General features: G+C 67.7%; 16 protein-coding genes, 1 rRNA gene and 1 pseudogene. 16 read left to right on the plus strand and 2 right to left on the minus strand.

Features of this window, described 5'->3' with window-relative positions:
* The first annotated feature begins 61 nt into the window (after positions 1-61).
* From gltX to TA3x_RS20795, 11 genes and pseudogenes are all read left to right on the plus strand, one after another.
* Positions 62-1,531 (plus strand): glutamate--tRNA ligase, encoded by a 1,470-nt coding sequence (gene gltX / locus TA3x_RS20745; protein WP_435016581.1) that lies wholly within the window; start codon positions 62-64, stop codon positions 1,529-1,531.
* A gap of 29 nt (positions 1,532-1,560) precedes the next feature.
* The gene (locus TA3x_RS20750) at positions 1,561-2,100 is read left to right on the plus strand and encodes a hypothetical protein (RefSeq protein WP_435016582.1); all 540 of its coding nucleotides are present in this window, start codon (positions 1,561-1,563) and stop codon (positions 2,098-2,100) included.
* An 81-nt stretch (positions 2,101-2,181) separates the two neighbouring features.
* On the plus strand, positions 2,182-3,084 hold the full coding sequence (locus TA3x_RS20755; protein ID WP_435022403.1) for a PfkB family carbohydrate kinase: 903 nt from the start codon (positions 2,182-2,184) through the stop codon (positions 3,082-3,084).
* Positions 3,085-3,130: 46 nt separating this feature from the next.
* Entirely contained in the window at positions 3,131-3,742 is a 612-nt protein-coding gene (gene thpR, locus TA3x_RS20760; protein WP_435016583.1) for an RNA 2',3'-cyclic phosphodiesterase, read from the plus strand.
* A gap of 74 nt (positions 3,743-3,816) precedes the next feature.
* Positions 3,817-4,923, plus strand: a complete 1,107-nt coding sequence (recA, locus tag TA3x_RS20765; protein WP_435016584.1) for a recombinase RecA — start codon at positions 3,817-3,819, stop codon at positions 4,921-4,923.
* A gap of 131 nt (positions 4,924-5,054) precedes the next feature.
* A complete protein-coding gene (locus TA3x_RS20770) occupies positions 5,055-6,458 on the plus strand; it encodes a trypsin-like peptidase domain-containing protein (protein ID WP_435016585.1) in 1,404 nt (467 codons plus the stop codon).
* Positions 6,459-6,608: 150 nt separating this feature from the next.
* Complete coding sequence (alaS, locus tag TA3x_RS20775) at positions 6,609-9,227, plus strand: alanine--tRNA ligase (RefSeq protein ID WP_435016586.1); 2,619 nt, start codon at positions 6,609-6,611, stop codon at positions 9,225-9,227.
* Positions 9,228-9,251: 24 nt separating this feature from the next.
* Positions 9,252-9,971 carry a Uma2 family endonuclease gene (locus TA3x_RS20780; RefSeq protein WP_435016587.1) on the plus strand — a complete coding sequence of 240 codons (720 nt, stop codon included), beginning with the start codon at positions 9,252-9,254 and terminating at the stop codon, positions 9,969-9,971.
* 96 nt (positions 9,972-10,067) lie between these two features.
* Positions 10,068-10,490 (plus strand): annotated as a pseudogene (gene rplM, locus TA3x_RS20785) (50S ribosomal protein L13); the annotation flags it as partial.
* A gap of 291 nt (positions 10,491-10,781) precedes the next feature.
* Positions 10,782-11,186 carry a 30S ribosomal protein S9 gene (rpsI, locus tag TA3x_RS20790; RefSeq protein ID WP_435016588.1) on the plus strand — a complete coding sequence of 135 codons (405 nt, stop codon included), beginning with the start codon at positions 10,782-10,784 and terminating at the stop codon, positions 11,184-11,186.
* 341 nt (positions 11,187-11,527) lie between these two features.
* The gene (locus TA3x_RS20795; protein WP_435016589.1) at positions 11,528-12,157 is read left to right on the plus strand and encodes an alpha-ketoglutarate-dependent dioxygenase AlkB; all 630 of its coding nucleotides are present in this window, start codon (positions 11,528-11,530) and stop codon (positions 12,155-12,157) included.
* Between the two features lie 71 nt (positions 12,158-12,228).
* Here the strand turns inward: TA3x_RS20795 and TA3x_RS20800 are convergent, their stop codons facing one another.
* The gene (locus TA3x_RS20800; protein WP_435016590.1) at positions 12,229-13,314 is read right to left on the minus strand and encodes an ABC transporter permease; all 1,086 of its coding nucleotides are present in this window, start codon (positions 13,312-13,314) and stop codon (positions 12,229-12,231) included.
* Positions 13,315-13,453: 139 nt separating this feature from the next.
* Entirely contained in the window at positions 13,454-14,512 is a 1,059-nt protein-coding gene (locus TA3x_RS20805; protein WP_435016591.1) for a substrate-binding domain-containing protein, read from the minus strand.
* A gap of 269 nt (positions 14,513-14,781) precedes the next feature.
* Between TA3x_RS20805 and TA3x_RS20810 the strand changes: the two genes are divergently transcribed.
* The 5 genes from TA3x_RS20810 (at position 14,782) to TA3x_RS20830 (ending at position 23,532) form a co-directional block, all read left to right on the plus strand.
* On the plus strand, positions 14,782-15,678 hold the full coding sequence (locus TA3x_RS20810) for an HD domain-containing protein (protein ID WP_435016592.1): 897 nt from the start codon (positions 14,782-14,784) through the stop codon (positions 15,676-15,678).
* A 330-nt stretch (positions 15,679-16,008) separates the two neighbouring features.
* Positions 16,009-17,529 (plus strand): oligosaccharide flippase family protein, encoded by a 1,521-nt coding sequence (locus TA3x_RS20815; RefSeq protein ID WP_435016593.1) that lies wholly within the window; start codon positions 16,009-16,011, stop codon positions 17,527-17,529.
* 147 nt (positions 17,530-17,676) lie between these two features.
* Entirely contained in the window at positions 17,677-18,996 is a 1,320-nt protein-coding gene (locus TA3x_RS20820) for a glycosyltransferase family 4 protein (protein WP_435016594.1), read from the plus strand.
* Between the two features lie 48 nt (positions 18,997-19,044).
* Positions 19,045-21,468: a hypothetical protein gene (locus TA3x_RS20825; protein ID WP_435016595.1), complete on the plus strand. Its 2,424-nt coding sequence runs from the start codon at positions 19,045-19,047 to the stop codon at positions 21,466-21,468.
* 554 nt (positions 21,469-22,022) lie between these two features.
* A 16S ribosomal RNA gene (locus TA3x_RS20830) occupies positions 22,023-23,532 on the plus strand.
* Positions 23,533-23,551 lie beyond the last annotated feature (19 nt).

A 23,551-nucleotide genomic window follows, 5' to 3' on the forward strand; every position in this document is an offset into this window, starting at 1 on the left:
ATCGTGGCACCTTAATCCGTTCTCGGTAAAAGGTTTCGACCACAGGCCCGGCCCCGTTATCATGAGCGTTCGCACCCGATTCGCCCCCAGCCCGACCGGTTTCCTCCACATCGGTGGGGTCCGGACGGCCCTGTTCAACTGGCTCCTGGCCCGCCACTTCGGGGGCCAGTTCGTCCTCCGGATCGACGACACGGACCAGCAACGCCACGTCGATGAGGCCGTCGGGATGATCCTCGACGGCTTCCGCTGGATGGGGATGGATTGGGACGAGGGCCCCGAGGTCGGGGGCAACTTCGGCCCCTACTTCCAGTCGGCCCGCAAGGACTTCTACGACCGCGCCGCCGCGTCGTTGGTCGCATCGGGCCACGCCTATCGCGATTATAGTACGCAGGAGGAGCGTGACGCCGACCGAAAAGCGGCCGATGCCGCCAAGGTCGCCTACCGCTTCCGCGAGAAGCCGGTCTCCGACGCCGATCGCGCCCGGTTCGAGGCCGAGGGCCGCCCGTTCGGGCTCCGGTTCCGCGTCCCTCCGGGGCGGACCCTGGTCCTGCACGACCTCATCAAGGGGGACGTGTCGCAGAAGACCGACGACATCGGCGACTTCGTGATCGTCCGGCCCGACGGCACCCCGCTTTACAACTTCGCCACGACGGTCGACGACGCCGAGATGCAGATCACCCACGTGGTCCGCGCCGAGGAACACCTGACCAACACCTTCTCGCAGTTGCTGGTCTTCGAGGCCCTGGGCCGCGAGCTGCCCGCCTTCGCCCACGTCCCGTACGTGGCCGAGCCGGGGTCGAAGAAGAAGCTCTCCAAGCGGTTCGGCGCCGTGGGGCTGGACCACTTCATCGCCAAGGGCTACCTGCCCGACGCCATGATGAACTACCTGGCCCGGGTGGGCTGGAGCCTGGACGGCAGCCAGGAGATCTTCACCCGCGACGAGCTGATCGAGAAGTTCACCCTCGACCGCGTCAATAGCTCCCCGGCCAGCCACGACCCCGACAAGCTCTACTGGATCGAAGGGGAGTGGATGAAGGCCCTGCCGATCGACCAGAAGGTCGACGGCGTGATCCCCTATCTCCAGAGGGAGGGGCTCGTCCCCGACCCGGTCCCCGCCGAGACCCGGACGAGGATCGCCCGGGTGGTCGAGGCTTTGGGCGATCGGCTCAAGGTGTTCGAGGACATCCTCACCCTGGGGCGGTACTTCTTCACCGAGACCCTGACCCACGACCCCGACGCCGTGAAGAAACGGCTCCGCAAGGAAGGGGTCGCCCAGACCTTGCGCGGGCTCGACGCCGTCCTGGCGGAGACCGAGCCCTACGACCTGGCGACGCTGGAGAAGGCGGTCCACGACTTCGCGGAGAGCAACGCGATCCCGATGGGCCAGGTGGTCAACCCGCTCCGGGTCGCGACGACCGGGCAGGGGGTTGGACCGGGCCTCTACGATTGCCTGGTCATCCTGGGCCGGGACTCGTGCCGCGCTCGGATCGCGGCGACCATCGCCATGATCGAGGCCGCCCCGGCCACCTGACCGGCCCGATGCCCGGGGAACCCGCCTCGATGTCGAAACGCAACAAGAACCGGCCCGCCAAGGGGGGAGCCCCGCTCGCACCGATCCCGACGCCCCTCGACCCCGAGGCGCTGCGGCGTCGGAGGCGGAGGCGGTGGATCTTCCTGCTCTCGATCCTGGTCGCCGCGCCGATCGTGGAAGCGATCGCCTACCAGTTCCGCTCGATCACGGTCGCCCTGGTCAATCGGACCGAGATGCCTCTGCACGGCATCCGGATCGAGTTCCCCGGGGGGGTGGTCGAGCGGGCCGAGCTGGCGCCCGGCGCGGCGGACGTCCATCAGATCCGCCCCGACTTCTCGTTCTCGCTCGCCGACTTCTCCAGCTACCGGACCATGATCCGCTTCGGGACCGGGGCGGGGATGTTGTCCCGGCACAACATCAAGATCACCTCGATCGACTACTCGTCACGCGAGACCTACACCATCCGGCCCGGCCCGCCCGGGATGCCGCTGGTCCTGGACCACACCACCGAGCCGGGCTTCCCGCTCGGCCAGATCCGGGACCTGTTCCGGAGTTTAGGGCTTCGTTGACTCGCCGCCCCTTGATGAAACGAGGGGCCCATGGATACCCTGGCCCGGGTCCGTTCGTTCGATCCCCCGGAGATAATGCGGATGTCGCTGCTGGTCGTCGGTTCGATTGCGTTGGATTCGGTCCAGACCCCGCATGGCGTCGTCGAAGATGCTTTGGGCGGCGCGGCCACCTACTTCTCCTATGCCGCCAGCTACTTCTCGCCCGTCCGGCTGGTCGGCGTGGTCGGCGAGGACTTCCCGGCCGAGCACCGTGCGCTGCTCGAAGGCCGCAACATCGACACCACCGGTTTGGAAGTCGAGAAGGGCGGTTCGACGTTCCGCTGGCGCGGCAAGTACGAAGGGGACATGAACTCGGCGGACACGCTGGAGGTCCACCTCAACGTCCTGGGCACGTTCAACCCCGACCTGCCCCCCAGCTACGTCGATACCCCGTTCGTCTTCCTGGCCAACGGCAGCCCGACCACCCAGCGCAAGGTGCTGGCCCAGGCCACCAACCGCAAGCTGGCCGTCGCCGACACCATGAACCTCTGGATCGAGATCCAGCGCGACGAGCTGAACGCCCTGCTCAAGGAGATCGACGGGCTGGTCCTCAACGACGGCGAGGCCCGGATGCTGACCGAGGAGATCAACCTCGTCCGCGCCGGCCGGAAGATCCTGGAGATGGGGCCGAAGTTCGTCATCATCAAGAAGGGGGAGCATGGCGCCATGTTCCTCAGCGCCGACGGCACGTTCGTGGTCCCCGCCTTCCCCGTGGCCGACGTGGTCGACCCCACCGGCGCCGGCGATAGCTTCGCGGGCGGGTTCATGGGCTACCTGGCCTCCACCGGCCGCACCGACGCCGAGGCGCTCAAGACCGCGATGGCCTACGGCACCGTGGTCGCCAGCCTCAACGTCGAGGACTTCAGCCTCCGCCGGTTCCAGCGCACCGACAAGGCCGAGATCGACCGTCGCCTCGGCGAATACCGCCAGATGATGAGCTTCTGAGACCCTTCCACGATCCCCCGCCGGGCGGGAGAGGACCAACGCCGCGATGGCGCACGCCACCCGGACCTTCGTCGCCGTCGCCATCCCCCCCGCCCAGCGGACCCGTTTGGCCCGGCTCCAGACCCTGATCGCCCCGGACCTGCCGAGCGCCCGGTGGGTCCTGACCGAGCAGTTCCACGTCACCCTCGCCTTCCTGGGCGACATCCCCGACACGGACCTCAACGGCCTGTGCCGGGCGATCGCCGCCGCCGTCGAATCCCATCGCCCCTTCTCCCTGACCCTCCAGGGACTGGGGATGTTCCCCGGCCCGGTCAAGCCCCGCGTCGCCTGGGTCGGGCTGGTCGGCCCGGAACTCGACGCCCTGGCGGCCCTGCGCGCCGACATCGTGGCGGCCGTCGCCTCGGTGGGCTACCCGCCCGAGGATAATCGCTTCACGCCCCACGTCACGATCGGCCGGATCAAGGCCACCCGCGGCGACGAGGTGGATGCCTCCGGCTTGGTGGCCCACTTCCGATCCTGGCTGGCCGGGGCCGTGCCGGTCGCCGAGGTCGTCACCTACGCCTCGACCCTCACCCCGGAGGGGCCCGCCTACATGCCCCTGGCCCGCGCCCCCCTCAAGGGGAAGGGCGGAGGCCGCGTTCGTCGCGACGACACTTGACGATACGGCATCCGGCGCGGTAGATTAGTGTCCTAACGTACAGAAGTTTCCGACGATCTTGCGGGAGAGACGCCGTGGCCAAGAAGCAGGCGGTCGAGACCAGCGGCAAGGCCGGCGCGGCCCAATCGGCCGGGGAACGGGCGCTGAACCACACGGTCAGCCAGATCGAGAAGGCGTTCGGCGCCGGGGCGATCATGCGGCTGGGCGAGGGGAGTTCGCTGGTCGTCGAGGGGATCTCGACCGGGGCGATCTCGCTGGACCTGGCCCTGGGCGGGCATGGCCTGCCGAAGGGGCGGATCATCGAGCTGTTCGGCCCCGAATCCAGCGGCAAGACGACCATCGCGCTTCACGCCGTGGCCAACGCCCAGAAGAACGGGGGCGTGGCCGCGTTCATCGATGCCGAGCACGCGCTGGACCCGTCGTGGTGCAAGAAGCTGGGCGTGAACATCGAGTCGCTGCTGGTCAGCCAGCCGGCCAGCGCCGAGGAAGCGTTGCAGATCGCCGAGATGCTGGTCCACTCCGACGCGGTGGACATCATCGTGGTCGACTCGGTGGCCGCCCTGACCCCGCGCGCCGAGATCGAGGGGGAGATCGGCGACAGCCACGTCGGCCTCCAGGCTCGCCTGATGAGCCAGGCGCTGCGGAAGCTGACCGGGCGGGTGTCGAAGTCCAAGTGCGTGATGATCTTCATCAACCAGATCCGCGAGAAGATCGGCGTGATGTTCGGCAGCCCGGAGACCACCCCCGGCGGCCGGGCCCTGAAGTTCTACAGCTCGTGCCGGATCGACGTCCGCCGGATCGGCCCGGTCAAGGAAGGCGAGGACATCGTCGGCTCGCGGGTGAAGGTCAAGATCGTCAAGAACAAGGTCGCGCCCCCGTTCCGGGTCTGCGAATTCGACATGATGTACACCGGGGGGATCTCCCGCGAAGGTGACCTCATGGACCTGGCCCTCGCCGACAAGCTGATCGAGAAGTCGGGCTCGTGGTTCAACTACGGCGACCTCCGGCTGGGGCAGGGTCGCGAGAACGCCAAGCAGTATTTCCGCGACCATCCGGAGATTGCCGAGGAGCTGACCAACAAGGTCATGGCCTCCCGGGGGGCGGCCGCGGCCGCCCAGATGACGCTCCCGGACGGCCCGGATGAGGAAGAGGAAGACGACGAGGACGATCTGGACGCCTGATCGTCGGAGGGGGCGGCCGCCGTCGGGTTGCCGTCCCGGCCCGATCCGGCGAAAATGAGGGCGGGATGAAGGAATGAATCCGGCCCGCCCCCTGGGGAGCGAGGGCGACACCCCGTCCGGAGTGACCGACGATGCCGCATCTGGCCCCCGTGGTGTTCGCCCTGCTGGCGTTCTCGGCCGACACGCCCCCCCCGTCCGATCCGGTCGCCGCCCTGGAAACCGCCCTGTCCGATGCGATCGCCGCGGCCGAGCCCTCGGTCGTGGCAATCGCCCGCGACATCGGCAAGAAGGGGGAGCCGACCGTCGCCATCCGGGGCCGCTTCCCGGCGCGTCCCCGGGCCATCGACCTCGACGAGATCCCCGACTACATCGCCTCCGACTATGCCTCGGGGGTCGTGATCGGGGACCGCAACCAGATCCTCACCACGGCCCACGCCGTGAAGGGGGCCACCCGCCTGGTCGTCCGGTCGATGGGCCATCCCGACTTCGATGCCGAGATCATCGCGTCGGACCCCCGGAGCGACCTGGCCGTGATCGCCCCGCGTGTTGGGCCGGATCAGCCCCCGCTGAAGCTCAAGCCGATCGCGATCGCCCCCCCGTCGAAGATCCGCAAGGGGTCGTTCCTCCTGGCGCTTGGCAACGCGTTCAACACCGCCCGCGACGGCCAGGCGTCGGCCAGCTGGGGCATCCTGGCCAACACCGCCCGGAGGATGAACCCGGCCCAGCCGGAAATCCCCAACGAGCAGCAGCTCCGCCATTTCCCGAGCCTGTATCAGCTCGATGCCAAGCTCAACCTGGGCATGAGCGGCGGGGCCGTGATCAATCTCAAGGGGGAGTTGATCGGCCTGACGACCAACGCCGTCAACGCCGGGGGCTTCGACGTCCAGGCCGGGTATGCCATCCCCATGGATGCGATCGCCCGCCGGGCCATCGAATCGCTCCGCGAGGGGAAGGAGGTGGAGTACGGCATGCTCGGCATCGGCCTCGATAACGAGAACCGAACGAGCCGGATCAAGAACGTCCAGGCCGGGACCCCGGCCGGGGAAGGGGGGCTGATCGTCGACGACCAGATCCTCTCGATCGGCGGCCTGCCCGTGACCGATGCCGACTCGCTGGTCACGACGGTCAACAACTTCCCCCCCGGGACGCCGATCAAGCTGCGGATCTCCCGGGAGGGCCAGGAGATGGAGAAGACGGTCGTCCTGTCCAAGCTGCCGGTCTTCGGCGAGGTGATCGCCACCAATCGCTCGGCCTTGTGGCGTGGCCTGCGGGTCGACTTCGTGAGCGTGATGGCCGGCGGCCTGCGCGCCGATGGCGTCCTCGAAGCGATGGCCCGGGGCGGGGTCCGGATCGTCGAGGTCCAGGCCGGGTCGCCCGCCGACGAGGCGGGCCTGAAGCCGGGCCAGATCATCGTCGGGGTCGAGGACAGGCGGGTCACCAACCCGTCCGAGTTCGCCCAGGCGGTGGCGTCGCTCCCGGGGCCGGTCACGCTGACCCTGGAAGCGAACCAGACGGTTTCCGTGCCGGCCAGGTAGGCCATTTCCTCCGCCGGATCCCTGGTGGGCCGGTGCGCGATTTTCGGGTATCCTGGAGACCTGGACGCCCGGCCCCTCGCCCCCGCGCGATGGCCGACGACGTCCCGTCGCCCCTTTCGCCCAAGACGACCGGAACGGCCAAGTCCACCCATGACCACCGACGAACTCCGCGAAGCCTACCTCGATTTCTTCGTCTCGAAGGGCTGCCTCCGCAAGCCGAGCGACGTGCTCGTGCCCCGCGGGGACGATACGGTCCTGTTCACCCCGGCGGGGATGAACCAGTTCAAGCGGGAGTTCATGGGGCTGGGCGATCCGAACTTCACCCGCGCCACGACCTGCCAGAAGTGCATCCGCACCGGCGACATCGAGAACGTCGGCCGGACCCCCCGGCACATGACCTTCTTCGAGATGCTGGGCAACTTCTCGTTCGGCGACTACTTCAAGCGCGAGGCGATCCACTGGGCCTGGGAGTTCCTCACCGATCGCCTCAAGGTCCCGGCCGAGCGGCTGACCGTCACCGTCTACCTGGACGACGACGAGGCCTTCAACATCTGGCACGACGAGATCAAGCTCCCCGCCAACCGGATCACCCGGATGGGCGAGGATGATAACTTCTGGCCCGCCGGCGCCCCGACCCACGGCCCCGACGGCGTGTGCGGCCCCTGCTCGGAGATCTTCTACCACGGCGACGGGATCGAGGAGGTGGAGATCTGGAACCTGGTCTTCACCCAGTTCAACCGCGTCGGCCCTGGGCAGCTCGAACCCCTGCCCAAGAAGAACATCGACACCGGCATGGGCCTGGAGCGGATGGCCGCCGCGCTCCAGAAGGTGCCGTCGAACTTCGAGATCGACATCCTCCGCCCCCTGGTCGCCTCGGCCGCCGATAACCTCGGCATCGCCTACGACCCCTCGACCCTGGACGGGATCCGGATCCGGCGGATCGCCGACCACTCGCGGACCCTGGCCTTCTGCATCCACGAGAACGTCGCCCCGTCCAGCGAGAAGCAGGGCTACATCGTCCGCCGCCTCCTCCGCCGCGCCGTGCTGGACGCCTACCGGATGGGACGCCGCGAGCCGTTCCTGTCCCAGATCATCCCGACCGTGGCCGAGGTGATGGCCAAGCCGTATCCCGAGTTGGCCGGCAGCGTGCCCCGGATCAAGACCGTGGTCAAGCAGGAGGAGGAGCAGTTCCTCCGCAACCTCGAAAACGGCATGGGCCGGCTCGAAGACGTCTTCCGCAAGACCAAGGCGGCCGGGTCGGACACGGTCTCGGGCGACGACGCCTTCAACCTCCACTCGACCTACGGGCTCTACTTCGAGATCACCGAGGATCTCGCCGCCGAGCAGAACCTCCAGGTCGACCGCGCCGGGTTCGCCCGGCGGATGGAGGAGTTCGGCAAGGTCTCCCGGGGCAACCAGAACGCCGCGGCCGTCTTCACCACCGGGCCGCTCGACATCCTCAAGACCTCGTATCATCACGGCAGCGCCTTCCTCGGCTACGAGACGACGGCCGCGGACGCCCAGGTGATCGGGATCGTGGCCCGCAATCACCTGGTCGACTCCGAGACGGCCAACCCCGACCTGGACGCGCCGGTCGTCCTGGTCCTGGACCGGACCCCGTTCTACGGCGAGAGCGGCGGCCAGGTCGGCGACCTGGGCACGATCCGGGGCGACGGATTCGCCTTCCAGGTCTCGGACACCAAGAAGGACAACGACTTCACGCTCCACATCGGCCGGGTCGTCGAGGGGACCGTGGCGGTCGGGGCCTCCTGCCGGGCCGAGGTCGACTCCGATCGCCGCGATGCGATCCGCCGCGCCCACTCGGCCACGCACGTCCTCCACCACGCCCTCCACCAACACCTGGGCCACCACGCCCAGCAGGCCGGCAGCAAGGTCGAGCCCGACCGGCTCCGGTTCGACTTCGCCAACCCCGAGGCCGTGGGCCGCGAGCGGCTGCGGAAGATCGAGGAGACGGTGAACCGCCGGGTCCTCCTGGGCGAGCCGATCTCCTGGACCACCATGCCGATCGCCGAGGCCAAGCAACTGGGGGCGATGGCCCTGTTCGGCGAGAAGTATCCCGAGGTCGTCCGCGTCGTTTCCATGGGCGAGTTCTCCCGCGAACTTTGCGGCGGCACCCACCTGGACAACGTCGGCAAGGTCGGCCTGTTCAAGGTGATCGCCGAGGAGTCGGTCTCGGCCGGCACCCGCCGGATCTCGGCCCTGACCGGCCAGGCCGCCCTCGACTATGTCCGCCAGGAAGAGGACGCGCTCGCCGAGGTGGCCGCCGCCCTCCGCGTCCCCGCCCCCCAGGCCGTGGCCCGTGTCCAGGCCCTGCTGGAGGAGGTCAAGACGCTCAAGAAGCAGGCCACCCAGCGCAAGGCCGACGACCCCAAGGTCGCCCCCGACGACCTGCTGGCCGGGGCGACCTCGGTCGGCGATATCAAGGTTGTGACCGCCGCAGTCGGTTCCGCCAACCCGGACGAGATGCGGCAGTTGATCGACGTCCTCCGCCGCAAGATGGCGACCAACCTGGCCGTCCTCCTGGCCTCGGCCGCCGAGGACAAGGTCACGCTGATCGCCGGGCTCACTCCCGACCTGGTCGCCCTCGGGCTCCACGCCGGGCAGTGGCTCAAGGACGTTGCCCCGGTCGTCGGCGGCGGCGGCGGCGGCCGGCCCGACCTCGCCCAGGCCGGCGGCAAGAAGCCCGACCAGATCCCCGCCGCCCTCGAACGCGCCCAGGCGTTCATCCAGCAGAAGGCCCAGGCCTGATCCGCTCGATCCGGGAGGACGACCATGGCGACCGCCAACCGCGACGAGGCCGGACGGGTTGGGATTCATGAAACGCCGGTTTTGTTCGATGGCCAACGCCTCGACCAGCCGACGTTTCATGCCCTCTACCTGCAGACCCCCGAGCACTTCCGGGCCGAGTTGATCGAAGGGGTCGTCCGCGTCATGGCATCGCCGGTTCGGTATCCGCATGGGAGCTTCGACGCTTTGATGGCCTGGTTTCTCGGCTGTTACGCGGCCGATACCGCAGGGACGGCCGTCGGCACCAACGTGACATTCAAGCTCGACCCCTGGAATGAACTTCAGCCGGATGTCGCCTTGCTGATCGAACCGGACCAGGGGGGCCAGACCCTCCTGGATGCCGGTGATTTCCTCGTCGGCGCCCCCGAGTTTGCCATCGAGGTGGCCGTCAGCAGCCTGGCCCATGACCTGAAGAGCAAGAGGCAGATTTACGAGGCGGCCGGGGCTCGCGAATATCTCGTGATCGATGGCGTCCATCGGGCCGTCCACTGGTTCTTCCTGCGAGAGGATCGCTTCCTCGACTTGCCCGTCGGGCCTGATGGAGTCTATCGATCGATCACGTTTCCGGGCCTTTGGCTCGATGCCCGAGCCTATTTTCGAGGGGACCGGCGGGGTATGCTGGCGACTCTTCGTCAGGGCCTTGATACCCCGGAGCATGCCGCGTTCGTCGCGCAGATCGAGCAAAGGCGGTTAAACCGACCTTGACGGGCCGGATGGCGTTATTAGAATGGGCGTTTCGCCTTGGGAAGAGGAAGTCCGCCAAGGCCGACGCTCGGGACACGAAGGTTAGGTAGCTTGTCCATGAATTGTTATCAGGCGAAGGCCGGCGAACTCTCCGCCCAGTGGTACATCATCGACGCAACCGACGTGGTCGTGGGCCGGCTCGCCGCTCAGATCGCGCCGATCTTGATGGGCAAGCATCGGCCGACCTACACGGCCCACATCGACACCGGCGATTATGTGATCGTCACCAATGTCGATAAGGTCGTGTTCACCGGCAACAAGTGGCAGCAGAAGTTCTACCAGCGCTACTCCGGTCACCCCGGCGGGCAGAAGGAAGAACAGGCCTGGAAGCTGTTCCAACGGCATCCGGACCGGATCCTGCGCCTGGCCATCCAGCGGATGATGCCGAAGAACAAGATCGGCCGCCACATGATGGCCAAGCTGAAGCTGGTCTCCGGCAGCCTCCACGAGCACCAGGCCCAGTCGCCGATCCCGCTGGAGGCCGTGAACGGCCGCCCCGCCTCGGCCGGCGCCCTGTTCGCCCCCAAGCCGGTCGCGAAGCCGTCGAAGTCGCGCCGCAAGCCGACCGCCAAGGTCGAGTCGGCCGCCCCGGTCGAGGCCACGCCGGCCGCCGGTACGACCGCCCCGGGCCTGGTCGAGCCGAACGCCGTCAAGGCGACGGAGTCGACCGAGACCGCCGCCGAATAATCGGCACCGTACATTCCTTCTTATTGACTGAATCACCAGACACCCCACCCGGGCCCTCCGGGTGGGTCGAGGATCGAACCAACGATGGCCACGGCCGTGAACAACCCGTACATCTGGGGCACTGGTCGGCGCAAGACCGCCGTGGCCCGCGTCCGCATCCAGGAAGGCACCGGCAAGTTCGTCGTCAACAAGCTTGACGTCGACGCCTACTTCGTCGAAGAGACCCACCGCAGCGACGTCCGGTCGCCCCTCCAGGCCACCGAGATGGGCGGGCGGCTCGACGTCTTCGTGAACGTCGCCGGCAGCGGCAAGTCGGCCCAGTCCGGCGCCGTGCTGCTGGGCATCGCCCGCGCCCTGGCCGAGTTCCGCCCCGACCTCCTGCCGGCCCTCCGCGATGGTGACTTCCTCACCCGCGACGCCCGCATGGTCGAGCGTAAGAAGTACGGCCACAAGAAGGCCCGTCGCAGCTTCCAGTTCTCGAAGCGCTGATCGATCGCGACCGCCTTCGACGTCCGAAACTTGGACCACCCGACCAATGGCCTCACGGCTTGTGGTCGGGTGGTTCTCTTTTCATGGGCCTCGACCCATCACTCGGTTGCAGCAAAGAATGCCGGCCGCCGATTGGATGGGGTCACCCCGTCGTTGGGTTCGTTTGGGCGCGTCCGATCCGCCGCGCCATCTTCGGGCGTTGGGTTCGTTTGGGACGCCCCTCGCCACTGATCGCGGCGCGGGTTTGGGTTCGTTTCGAGCCGTGTCCGAGCTCGACCGCCCATCGATCCGGTTGCATGGCGGAACGTCTTCGGAGGGAGCCCCGACGGGGACCGCGAGCCATGACAGTCCGGTATGCCGGCTTCGAGGATTATCTCCTGGACGATGGCCACCACTTCTTCGCGGGCCGATTGCCGGAACATCTCCGGTTAGACGAGGTTGGGTTCGAGTCCCTCTGGGCGATCCACCCGGACCAGTACCACGTCATCCAGATGCACGGTCGCCCGGTCGAGACGCCGCGATGGCAGCAGGCGTACGGCGTCGACTACCACTATTCGGGGCGGATCAACGCGGCGCTGCCCGTAGCCGAGGACCTGGCACCGTTCCGGGATTGGGCCCGCGTGGCCATTGACGAGCGGCTCAACGGCCTGCTCATCAACTGGTACGACGGCGGGCTCGGGCATTACATCGGCCCGCACCATGACAGCATCAAGGGGATGGCCCCGGGGACTCCGATCGTGACCGTGTCGCTCGGGGAGGAGCGTGTCTTCCGGCTATCTCATCCGGAGAGGAAGCTGACACGCGACTTCCCGGCCGCCTCGGGGACGGTCTTCGTCATGCCGTATGACACGAATCTCGCCTGGAAGCACGCCGTCCCGAAACTCGCCCGCCACAAGGGGCGGAGGATCTCGCTGACCTTCCGCGCGTTCCTCGAATCGGGCGCCGAGGGTGAGTCGACACCCTCGGCCTGAAACACCGGGGATGGGGCCCGTCCGAGCCGGGCCGCGGAGATCGCGACCCGCTCACTTCGGCGCGGCCGACCTCAGGATTTGACCCGGAACCGCTGGTTGACGGCGACGGCGATGAGAATCACGGAGCCGAGGACAAGGCCTTCGACCTGGGTGCTGTTCAACTCGATCAGGACGCGGGTCTGGCCGATCATGAAGTCGATCTTCTTGACGACCAGGGCCGTGCCCTTGATGAGGGTCTGGAGCAGGACCAGGCCCAGGACGGTGCCCCGGACCGAGCCGACGCCGCCGGACAGGCTGCAACCGCCGACCACGGCCGCGGTGATCGCGTAAAGCTCGTAGGAGATGCCCATCTTGTAGTCGGCCTGCCCGCTCCGGCCGGTGAACAGGATGCCGGCCAGGGCCGCCAGCATGCCCGACAGGCCGTAGGCGAACATCTTGAGCCGGTTGATCTTGAGGCCGCTCAGCCGCGCCGCGGCCTCGTTGCCGCCCATCGCATAGAGGTGCCGGCCCAGCACCGTGGCGCCCATCGTGATGGCGACGGCGATGGCGACGACGCCGAAGGTCGCGAAGGTCTTGTATTCGCCGCTGCCCAGGGATCGGAAGGCCGGGTAGGGGACGTTGATCTGCTTGTTGGAGCAGATGATCGACGCCAGGCTGCGGAGCCCCGACATCGAGGCCAGGGTGGCGATGAACGGGGGCAGGCGGAGGTGGTTGATCAGGAACGCGTGGCCGAGCCCGATCGCGAGGCCGAGCAGAAGGGTCAGGGCCATCGCGGCCACGACCACGGCGGTCGACGGCGGGATCGCGGGATTCTCGCCATTGCGGAGCCACTCGGTCAGCAGTTTGGCGCTGACGACCGAGGTCAGGGCGACCACTGCCCCCACTGAGAGGTCGATCCCGCCCGAGATGATGACCACCGACGCGCCCAGCGCGAGCACGCCATACAGGCCGATCTGCTGGACCAGCGAGTTGAGGTTGTATTCCTGGAAGAAGGCGTGCGAGGGGTCGAGCAGGTAGATCAGGCCCAGGATCGCCGCGATGCTGGCCACCAGCCCCCACTCGGGGGTCCGGAACCAGTCGACCATCGACCCGCCGCCCGCCCCCCGAGTCCCCGCCGGTCCGGCGAAGTCGTCGTCACGCTTCGGGGATCCCGGCACCGATCCGGCGTCCGCCCGTTGATTCTCGTCCATAGCCTCGTCTTTCCCCGCGGGGCGCCTGCCGATCGATCGGACGGATCGAAGGGGGGTGGCCGCCGGCTCGGCGACGGCCACCCCCCTCCGGGAGATTCCTGGGTCTTCAGGACGACTTCAGTCCCTTGCTGGAGAGCCATTCCTTCATCTTCTCGATGGTGAGGACGTTGTCCCCCTTCACCGGCGAGTCTTCGCCCGGGACGATCACCCGGACGCCGGTATCATAGGTCGTCGCCTTGTTGGGGAGCATCTCGTCGATCGTCTTCTGGTCGTCCTCGATGTACGCCTTGAGCAGGTGGACCGTCTGGTAGCCGATCTCGTAGGGATTCTGGACGACCGTGACGTCGATGTTCTTCTTTTCGAGGTGGGCGATCGCCTGCTCGTCGAGGTCGAAGGTCACGACCAGGACCTTCTTGCGGATCTCGGGGGAGCGGGAGACTTCCTCGGCGATCCTGGGCCCGTTGTACGAGTAGAGGCCGAGCAGGACCCCGACGTCGGGATACTTGGTCAGGGCGGTGCCCACCAGGGTCTGGGCCTTGTTCATGTCCGCGCCGTCTTCGAACGTCTCGATCTTGGCGAACTTGGGGCCGGCCGCCTCGAAGAAGCCGGTCATCCGCTCGATGGCGTTGGTGGCGGAGGAGGTGGCCACGAAGATGGCGGTCTTGCCGCCGTCCGGGCGGATCATGGCGGCGGCCTTGCCGGCGGCCTCGCCGGCCTTGGTGTTGTTGGTGCCGATGTAGGCGAGGCGGGAGTCCGCGGCGCTCGGGGTGAGGTCGGAGTCGATCGAGATCACCTTCTTGCCGGCGTCCTTGAGCTTCCGCAGGGCGTCGGCGATGCCGACCGCCTCGGCTTCGATCGGCGAGACGGCCACGCCCTTGACGTCGGGGATGCTCAGGGCCTCCTCCAGCAGGCGGATCTGGCCTTCGGTGGTGCCGTCGTTCCGCTTCATCTCGACGTTGGCGCCGAACTTGGCGGCGCCATCATTGAGGCCCTTCTCGACGGCGCTCCAGTAGTCGGAGTTGCTGTTGGTGACCAGCACGATCCGGGGGCCGGACGCGGTGGGGGCACCCTTCGAAGAACCCGGCCCCTCGGTCGACCCGCCGCAACCCGTCAGGGTCGAGCCGACCAGGGCCGCCAGCGCCCCGATCCCAAATCCTGTCCGCAATCGATTCACGGTCTTGCCCCTCCGCCCATCGGGCGTGCCGGCCTCTTCGAACTCGTCTGAATGTTGGGGATCCGACTCGACCGCTCGATCGCGGCGACCCGGAACCATCTTAGCGGAGCCGAATGCCGGTGGGAACGGGCGTGTTCTCGCCAATCATCGTCAATCTCCGGTCAGCGTTGCGCCGTTCCCCTTGCAATGAAGGCGGCCGGGATCGATCATCGATGGGGTCGGATCTTGGGCCGGGATCGAGGCGAAGGGGCAAGGCGTCGATGCATTGGAACGACCGGGTTTATGGCGATGTGCGGATCGATGATCCCGGCGTCCTCGCGTTGATCGAGTGCCCGACCTTCCGGCGACTCCGGGGGATCCGCCAGGCGGGCCCCTCGGCGCTGGCGTTTCCGTTCAAGGCGGTGACGCGGCACGAGCACAGCCTGGGGGTGTATCACCTGCTCGGGCGGCTCGGGGCCGGGCATCGCGAGCGGGTGGCGGGGCTGCTCCACGACATCTCCCACACCGCCTTCTCGCACGCGGTCGACTTCGTGTTCGCCACCGAAGAGCAGGACCACCACGAGGGGCTCAAGCCCGAATTCCTGACCCGGCCGGACATCGTCCAGGCCCTCGCCGCGATGGGGTACAGCCCGGAGGAGTTCTTCGACGACTCGATCTATCCCCTCCTGGAACGGCCGCTACCCTGGCTTTGCGCCGACCGCATCGACTACTTCCTCCGCGACAGCCTGGCCTGCGGCGTGACCGGCCCCGGCGACGTGGCCCGCTATCTCCGCCACCTCACGGTGCAGGACCGGACCATCGCCTTCGACGACGAGGCGGTCGCCCGCGAGGCCGCCGAGCGATTCGGGGTGATGAACCGCGACTGGTGGGCCAGCCCGACCGAGGCCTACATCTATAATGAGTTCGCCGGGGCGCTGAACGAGGGGATCGAGGCGGGCGTGCTCCGCCCGTCCGATTTCCTGGAGGACGACGCCCACGTCCTGCGGCTGCTCCAGGGCTCGGATCGCCCGAAGATCGTCGAATCCCTGGCCCGGATCACCGGGTTCCGGCCCGAGGCGGTGGCCGGATATGAGCCCAAGGTCCGCCCGAAGACGCGGTGGCTCGACCCCCCGGTCGCCGATGCGTCGGGGATCCTGCGGCTCTCGGAAAGGAATTAAGAGTGGCTTCCCCCGGCGGACTTGGGCTCAAGTCGGCGGAGGAGGGCGGTCGATCCTCTGGATTGACAGGCTTTTAACCCGCGACTAGGATGCCCGCGCCTTCGCCGACTCGCCCCGACCGGGCTGTTGACGGGGGCGGGAGAAGACGGGTCGCGTGTTTGGGCCGGCCTTCGGGCCGGAAGATGGACCGGGACGCCCCGCGGACGGAGCGACGCACCGATCAGGTCGAGCCGCCCCGCGACGGGCGAGTCCGGCGGGTCGGGTCGAGGGCGAATCGAGCGGGGGGCCCAGGACGACGGCCCGCCGATCCCCAGGGAAGTGCGTTTCCGCATGGCCATCACCGCCCCACCGATCCCCTCGCGAAGTCGGATCCGATCCCAGCATCGGCGGCCCGCGTCCCGGCCCGCCCCGGCCCCCTCGAAGCCGCCGCTCGGCTCGCCGATCGCTCCCCGGCGGATCGCGTCCAACTTCTTCTCGCTGGGCGCCGCCGAGGTGGCCTGCCGGGCGACCTCGGTCGTGGTCACGCTGTCGCTGACCGACAACCTGAAGCGGTCGGGCTACGGGCGGATCGAATTCGCCTTCAACGTGGTGTTCTGGCTGGTGCTGCTGGTCCGCAACGGGAGCGAGGTGATCGCCGCCCGCGAGCTGGCACGGCATCCCCGGCTGGTCCGGCCCCTGGTGAACCACCTCCTGTTCATCAAACTGGTGATCGCCTCCGCCCTGTTCGCCGGGCTGCTGGCGGTCGCCTCGTGGACGATGACCGATGCCGCCGACCGCAACCTCCTCTGCCTGTATGGGCTGATGTTGCTGACCACGGCGATGGGGCTCGACTTCGCCTACCGGGGGCTGGAGCGGATGGGCCTGGTGGCCATCTCGCTCTATGTCCGGACGGCCGTCTACGCCGTGGGGGTCTGGCTCCTGGTCGCCGATCCGGGCCGGATCGCCTGGGTCCCGGGTTGCCTGGCGGCCGGCGAACTGTGCGGGATCGCCCTGGTGTGGGCCCATTACGTCCGCCATTACGGGATGCCCCGGCCCCGGTTCGGCGGGCGATTCCTCCGGGTCTTCCTCCGCCGATCGCGCCCGGTCATGCTGATCCAGATCTCCCAGACGGTGCTGGGCTCGGTCGACCTGATGGTCGTGGGGCTGGTCTTCCCCTGGGATGAGGTCGGCCTCTACAGCGCCCCGCATCGGATGATCACGGCGGCCCTGACCTTCGGGATCATCTTCCAGCAGGTGGTCTTCCCGGCGCTGGCCCGCTCATGGCGGGACACCCCGGAGGCGAGCCGCGCGGCCCTGGATGCCCTGGTCCGGGTCCTGGCCCTCGGGCTGATCCCGGTGGCCATCGGCACGACGATCCTGGCCCAGCCGCTGGTCAAGCTCCTCCTGCCGCTGAGCTATGCCGATGCCAGCCCCTTGCTGGCGGTGGGGATCTGGCGGACGCCGCTGCTGACCCTGGCCTTCCTCTATCACACGACGCTGATCGCCCTAAACCGCGAGACCGCGGGGGTCCGGCTCCTGACCCTGGGAGCGATCGGGTCCGGTCCCCTGGTCTGGGCGATGCTGTCCCGGTTCGGCCTGGTCGGGGCGTCGGCCGCCGTCTGCGCGGTCGCCCTGATGCTGGCGGCGGCCGGCTATCGGTGCCTGGCCCGCGAAGGTCGGGCGCCGGCCTGGCATCACCACCTGGGCCGGCCGTTCGCCGCGTCGCTGGTCATGGTCCCGGTCAGCCTGGGCCTGCTCCGCTGGCACGTCCTGGCCGCCGTCCTGGGCGGGGCCATCGCCTACGTGGCCGCACTCGCGGCCCTGGGTGGGCTCCGCCGCGAGCACCTCCGGCTCCTGCTGGTCCGGGGATGATCCGGCCTATTCGAGCCGGTCGAGTCGAACTGGTACGATCCGGCGAAACCTGATACAAGGTCGTCGATCGCCGGGTGCGCACGGAACGGGATGTCCGGCGGGCCCGGCCGAAGTCGCTTGCGACGGGCCGGAGACAGGAGGTCACCGATGAAATTCTGCATGGTCACCACGTTCTTCGGCGCCCACAGCTTCGGAGGGGACGCCGCCTACGTGGATCGCCTGTCCCGGGCCCTCTGCCGCCGGGGCCACGAGGTCCACGTCTTCCACTGCGTGGATGCCTTCAACTCGGTCCGGGGCAAGCACCCGCTCCGCGAGTACACCCCGCCCCCCGGGCTCCACGTCCACCCGCTGGAGAGCGGCCTGGGCATCCTTTCCCCCCTGGCCACGCAGGTCACGGGGCGGCCGGTCTTCAAGGCCGAGGCCCTCCGCAAGGCCCTCGATGCCGTCGACACCGACGTCGTCCACTTCCACAACATCTCGCTGGTCGGCGGCCCCGACGTCCTGAAGCTGGGCAAAGGGGCGGTCCGGATCATGACCGCCCACGAGCACTGGCTCATCTGCCCGATGCACCTGCTCTGGAAGTACGACCGCAAGGCCTGCGACGGCCCGAACTGCATCCAGTGCTCCCTGGCCGGCGGCCGACCGCCCCAGGCCTGGCGTGCCACCGGCAAGATCGAGAACGGGCTCCGCGAGATCGACGCCCTGGTCTTCCCGTCCCGCCACGCCCTCGAAGAACACCGACGCCGGGGCATCGGGGCGCCCCTGGTCCACCTGCCGTACTTCCTCCCCGACGACTACACTGACGGGATCGAGGACGAGGAGCCGGCCCCCCTGGAACGCCCCTACCTGGCCGCCGCCGGACGCCTGGTCCGCATGAAGGGGTTCCAGCGGCTGATCCCGCTGATGCGGCTCCTCCCGGAAGTGGATCTCCGGATCGCCGGCACCGGCCCGTATGAGGCCAAGCTCCGCGCCCTGGCCGCGGACGTCCCCAACGTCCACTTCGAAGGGCTGATGGGCGGGTCGGACCTGGCCCGACTGTTCCACGGGGCCCGCGCCGTGGTCGTCCCCTCGCTGTTCCCCGAAACCTTCGGCTATGTCGTCCTGGAGTCGTTCGCCGTGCGGACGCCGGTCGTCGTCCATCGCGGCGGCGGGGCGATCTACGAGACCGGGGTCCTCAGCGGCGGCGGGCTCGGCTACCAGACCGACGGAGAGCTGTTGCTGGCCCTGCGTCGGATGGTCCACGACGACGCCCTGCGTGACGAGCTGGCCGACCAGGGCTACGCCATGAGGATCGGCGAGTGGTCCGAGACCGCCCACCTCGACCGCTACTTCGGGCTGATCCACGGGATCCAGGCCGGACGCGCCACGGTCGCCCCCCCGGCGCCCAAATTTGCGACCGCCGCCAGGGGCCAGGACCGGCCCGCCGGGCTGCGATCGATCCCGGGCGATGAGTTCGAATCGGCCTGATCCCCCTTCGACTGCCCCCGCCCGGAATACTGGAAGGGCCGCACGCTGATGACGCCACGCCGGCCAGGTCGCGTCGGGCCCGTCGCGATCCTGCTCCCCCTGTTGCTCCTGGCCTGCTTCGGCCGGCTCGTCGCCCGGCCTTCGGGCCTGATCGTCGACGCGAACCGGCCGAGCCTCGATCATGCCCGCCGGGCCGACGATCCCCCTTCGATCGGCAATGACGCCACCCGCCTGTTCATCCCCCACCACGCGGCCATCGCCGGCCACCTGGCGCGACTCGGCCGCGTCCCCGCCTGGGACGACCGGGGGTTCGGCGGCCGACCCCTGGTCGGCAACCCCCAGGCCGGGTTGTTCTACCCGCCGACCTGGCTGGCCTGGCGCTTCTGGTTTCCAGGGATCCTGGGCTGGATGACCGCCCTTCATCTTCTCTGGGGCGGATTCGGGACCTATGGCCTGGCTCGCATTTCGGGGATCGATCGCTGGGGATCGGTCGTCTCCGCGGGGTGCTTCCAGGCGTCGCCATACGTCCTCGCCCAGGCGTTCGAGGGGCACTATCCGCACGTCTGGTCTGCGTCCTGGATGCCCTGGGCCTTCCTCGCGATGTCGGGCGCCCGCCGGGGGCAGATCCTGCCCGGCCTCATGCTGGTGCCGATCCTCGCCGGCTCGGCCCTGGCCGGCCACCTCCAGGAGGCCTATCTCCTGGCGGTGGCCCTCCTCGCCTGGTGGCTCCACGACCTCATCGCGCTCGGCCGAACCGGGCCGGGCCTCACGGCGGTCGGCCGTTCGGCGGCGGCCTGCATCGGGCTGACCCTCCTCATTGTCGGCGTAACCGCCAACGAATGGCTCCCCGACCTCCTGGTGAGCCCCTATACATTGAGGAACGCGGCGCTGCCCGCGGACCAGGCGGGCCGCTATCACCTGTTCCCGATCAATGCCCTGCAACTCCTCAGCCCGTTCGCCCTGGGCCGACCCGGCGACTACTTCGGCCACGACAACTACTGGGAAGCGCTGACCTCGATCGGCCTCATCCCCCTGGCGCTGGCCGTGACCGGGCTCGCCCTGGCCCCCGACCGCCGGGCCGTCCGGGGATGGACCATCCTCGTCCTCGTCTCGATCTGGGTTGCGGCCGGTCGGCAACTGGGCCTTTTCACCATCCTCTATGAGGCGCTCCCCGGCTTCGGGCGATTCCGGGTCCCCGCCCGCACCCTATTCCTGGCCAGCCTCGGCGCATCATTACTGGCCGGCTTCGGCGTGGACTCTTTAAGGAGGATCGCCGGCCAACCCGACGCCTGGGCCGCCTGGTGCCGGGTGACGGCCCGAATCACCCTGATCCTGGCCGGCCTGGTCCTGGCCGGGACCTGGGCCCAGGCGTTCGCGTCCCCCGCCGATCCAACGATCCGGCGAATCCCCGATTACGCCCGAATTTTGCCCGCTATATCTCAGGTGGGCCACCAATGGATCTTCTGGCTCGCCCTGATGGGCCTCTGGGTCGCGAGTCGTTTCGGACGAAGCTCCTCGCTTCTTCGGGGCTCGCTCGCCACCTGGCTCGGCCTTTGGGGGCTCGCGGAACTCGGGGCCTACGGAGCTTCCTTGATTCTGGTTGCCCCTCCTGGTGCCTTTCTTGGTCCCGACCCGATCAGCTCGGCCATTGAAAGGGACCGGGGGCCGGGCGTGAATTCGGCCGTCATGATTCGCGCCGTGGATCCGTTCTATGACGACCTGCGTGCCGGAGCCCACGGCTACAGGAAGACCAACGTCAACGACTCGTTCCAGATCCGCCATGCCGCCACGATCTACGAGCCGTTGTATCGCACCTTCACGCCCGAGCCGTGGCAACTCGACCGGCCGATGGATTCCGCCGTGAGCGATCATCGCCGCGCGATCCGCCAGCACAACCTCGATCGCATGGGCGTACAGTATCTGATCGGCGACACACTGCGTCTCGACCCTCGGTGGCCGATCGTCGTGTCCGGATCGTGGAAGGGGCGGCCCTTCTCGGTCTGCCGCAACCCGACGGCATACCCGCGAACCTATTTCATCCCCGACGACCCGCCAGATGAGGTTCCCAGCCGGGAGCCATCAATTGGTCACAAGCAACCAGCGAGAAGTCTCCCCCGTTGGATGGGCCATTCGCCCGACCTCATCGACATCGAGATGGTGAACCAGGGGCGAGGCCAACTGATCGTCACCGAGACGTGGATGCCGGGGTGGCAGGTGTCGGTGAACGGGCGACCGGCAAGGATGAGACGGACTATTGAAGGTCAGATGGCCGTGGACATCAGCGGATCGGGGGGCCAAAAGGTACGATATGAATACAAGGCGCCGGGAAAGCAAGCAGGGCTGCAAATCTTTTGGACGTCATTATTGGTTTGGATCTTGTTGTGCGCGAATGAGTTGCGAAGAGGACGAAGGCAAAGACTCGAAACAAGCGAGACTAAGCCCTTGATCGAGAGCGATTGCCCGGTATTATAGCCCTTGTCGCCGGTGAGAACGGTGACGACGCGAGGCGGGGGCGAGAGTCGCCGCGGAGCGGGCCGAGAAGAAAAAAACGAAGTGATTGACTTCGCGACATCTTCCCGGTAATATCTCACTCGTCGCCGACACAAACCGAGTCATGCGAATGACTTGCGAGTGAAACCGGCGACAACCACCACCGAAGCCCTCGAATAGGGCGGCCCGCGAGGGTCGCTTGCTGCGTCTCAGGGCGGGTGGAAAAAGCGAGGTCGCGGGGAGTCCATCGGACGAGCCGCGGTCGCGTGGGTCGGGGGGAAGCTCTCCCGGTCCCTTCTTTGACAATTCGGTCGATCGTCTGCAAGCAGACACACGCATGTGAGCGGGCCCTTGAGGGGAGCCGGCGTGGGAGGATCGGGATGAGCAGGGTGGGGCCTCGGCCTCGCCGTGTTGTCCGGGTCGGATCACGCAGCACTCGGTGGCGAGGTCGGGTTCATCTCCGACCGATCGGACCGGGGCGACCAGTTAGTTTTTCCTCGACCCGAGGAAATGGGAGCGGACTCGTCCGCTCTCCCATCTCGAAGGGTTTGATCCTGGCTCAGAATGAACGTTGGCGGCGTGGATTAGGCATGCAAGTCGAACGCCCCGCAAGGGGAGTGGCGCAAGGGTGAGTAAGGCGATGGTAACCAACCTCGCGGACGGGCATAGCCGGGGGAAACCCCGGGTAATTCCCGGCGACGCGGCGAACCGGCATCGGTTTGCCGCCAAAGGCTTCGGCCGCCGCGAGACGGGCCGTCGTGGTATTAGGTTGTTGGTGGGGTGACGGCCCACCAAGCCTGCGATGCCTACCGGGTGTGAGAGCATGGCCCGGCACACTGGGACTGAGACACTGCCCAGACTCCTACGGGAGGCTGCAGTCGAGAATCTTCGGCAATGGGCGCAAGCCTGACCGAGCGACGCCGCGTGGAGGACGAAGGCCTTCGGGTTGTAAACTCCTGTCGAGGGGGAGGAAGGCGAAGCTTGACCGATCCCTGGAGGAAGCACGGGCTAAGTTCGTGCCAGCAGCCGCGGTAAGACGAACCGTGCGAACGTTATTCGGAATTACTGGGCTTAAAGCGCGTGTAGGCGGGCCGGCACGTCCGACGCTGAAATCCCCCGGCTCAACCGGGGAAGTGGCGGGGATACGACCGGCCTCGAGGGGGGTAGGGGGACCTGGAACTTCCGGTGGAGCGGTGAAATGCGTTGAGATCGGAAGGAACGCCCGTGGCGAAAGCGAGGTCCTGGACCCTTTCTGACGCTGAGACGCGAAAGCCAGGGGAGCGAACGGGATTAGATACCCCGGTAGTCCTGGCCGTAAACGATGAACACTGGGTAGGGGGCTCGCCGATGGGCTCCCTGCCGTAGGGAAACCGTGAAGTGTTCCGCCTGGGGAGTATGGTCGCAAGGCTGAAACTCAAAGGAATTGACGGGGGCTCACACAAGCGGTGGAGTATGTGGCTTAATTCGAGGCTACGCGCAGAACCTTATCCCGGGCTTGACATGCACGGATTAGCCGGCGGAAACGTCGGTGAGGCCGCAAGGTACAACGTGCACAGGTGCTGCATGGCTGTCGTCAGCTCGTGCCGTGAGGTGTTGGGTTAAGTCCCCTAACGAGCGCAACCCCTGTGTCTAGTTGCCAACGGGTCATGCCGGGAACTCTAGACAGACCGCCGGCGTTAAGCCGGAGGAAGGCGGGGATGACGTCAAGTCCTCATGGCCCTTATGCCCGGGGCTGCACACGTACTACAATGGGCCGGACAGAGCGTCGCCAAGCCGCAAGGCCGAGCTAATCGCATAAACCGGCCCCCAGTTCGGATTGCGGGCTGCAACCCGCCCGCATGAAGCCGGAATCGCTAGTAATCGCGGATCAGCATGCCGCGGTGAATGTGTTCCTGAGCCTTGTACACACCGCCCGTCAAGCCACCAAAGCGGGGGGCATCCGAAGTCGCCGGAGCCGAAAGGCAGGCGCCGAAGATGAAACCCGTGATGGGGACTAAGTCGTAACAAGGTAACCGTAGGGGAACCTGCGGTTGGATCACCTCCTTTCTAAGGAAACTTGGAAAAT

Source organism: Tundrisphaera macrotermitis (genome assembly GCF_051175315.1).
Lineage (GTDB): Bacteria > Planctomycetota > Planctomycetia > Isosphaerales > Isosphaeraceae > Tundrisphaera.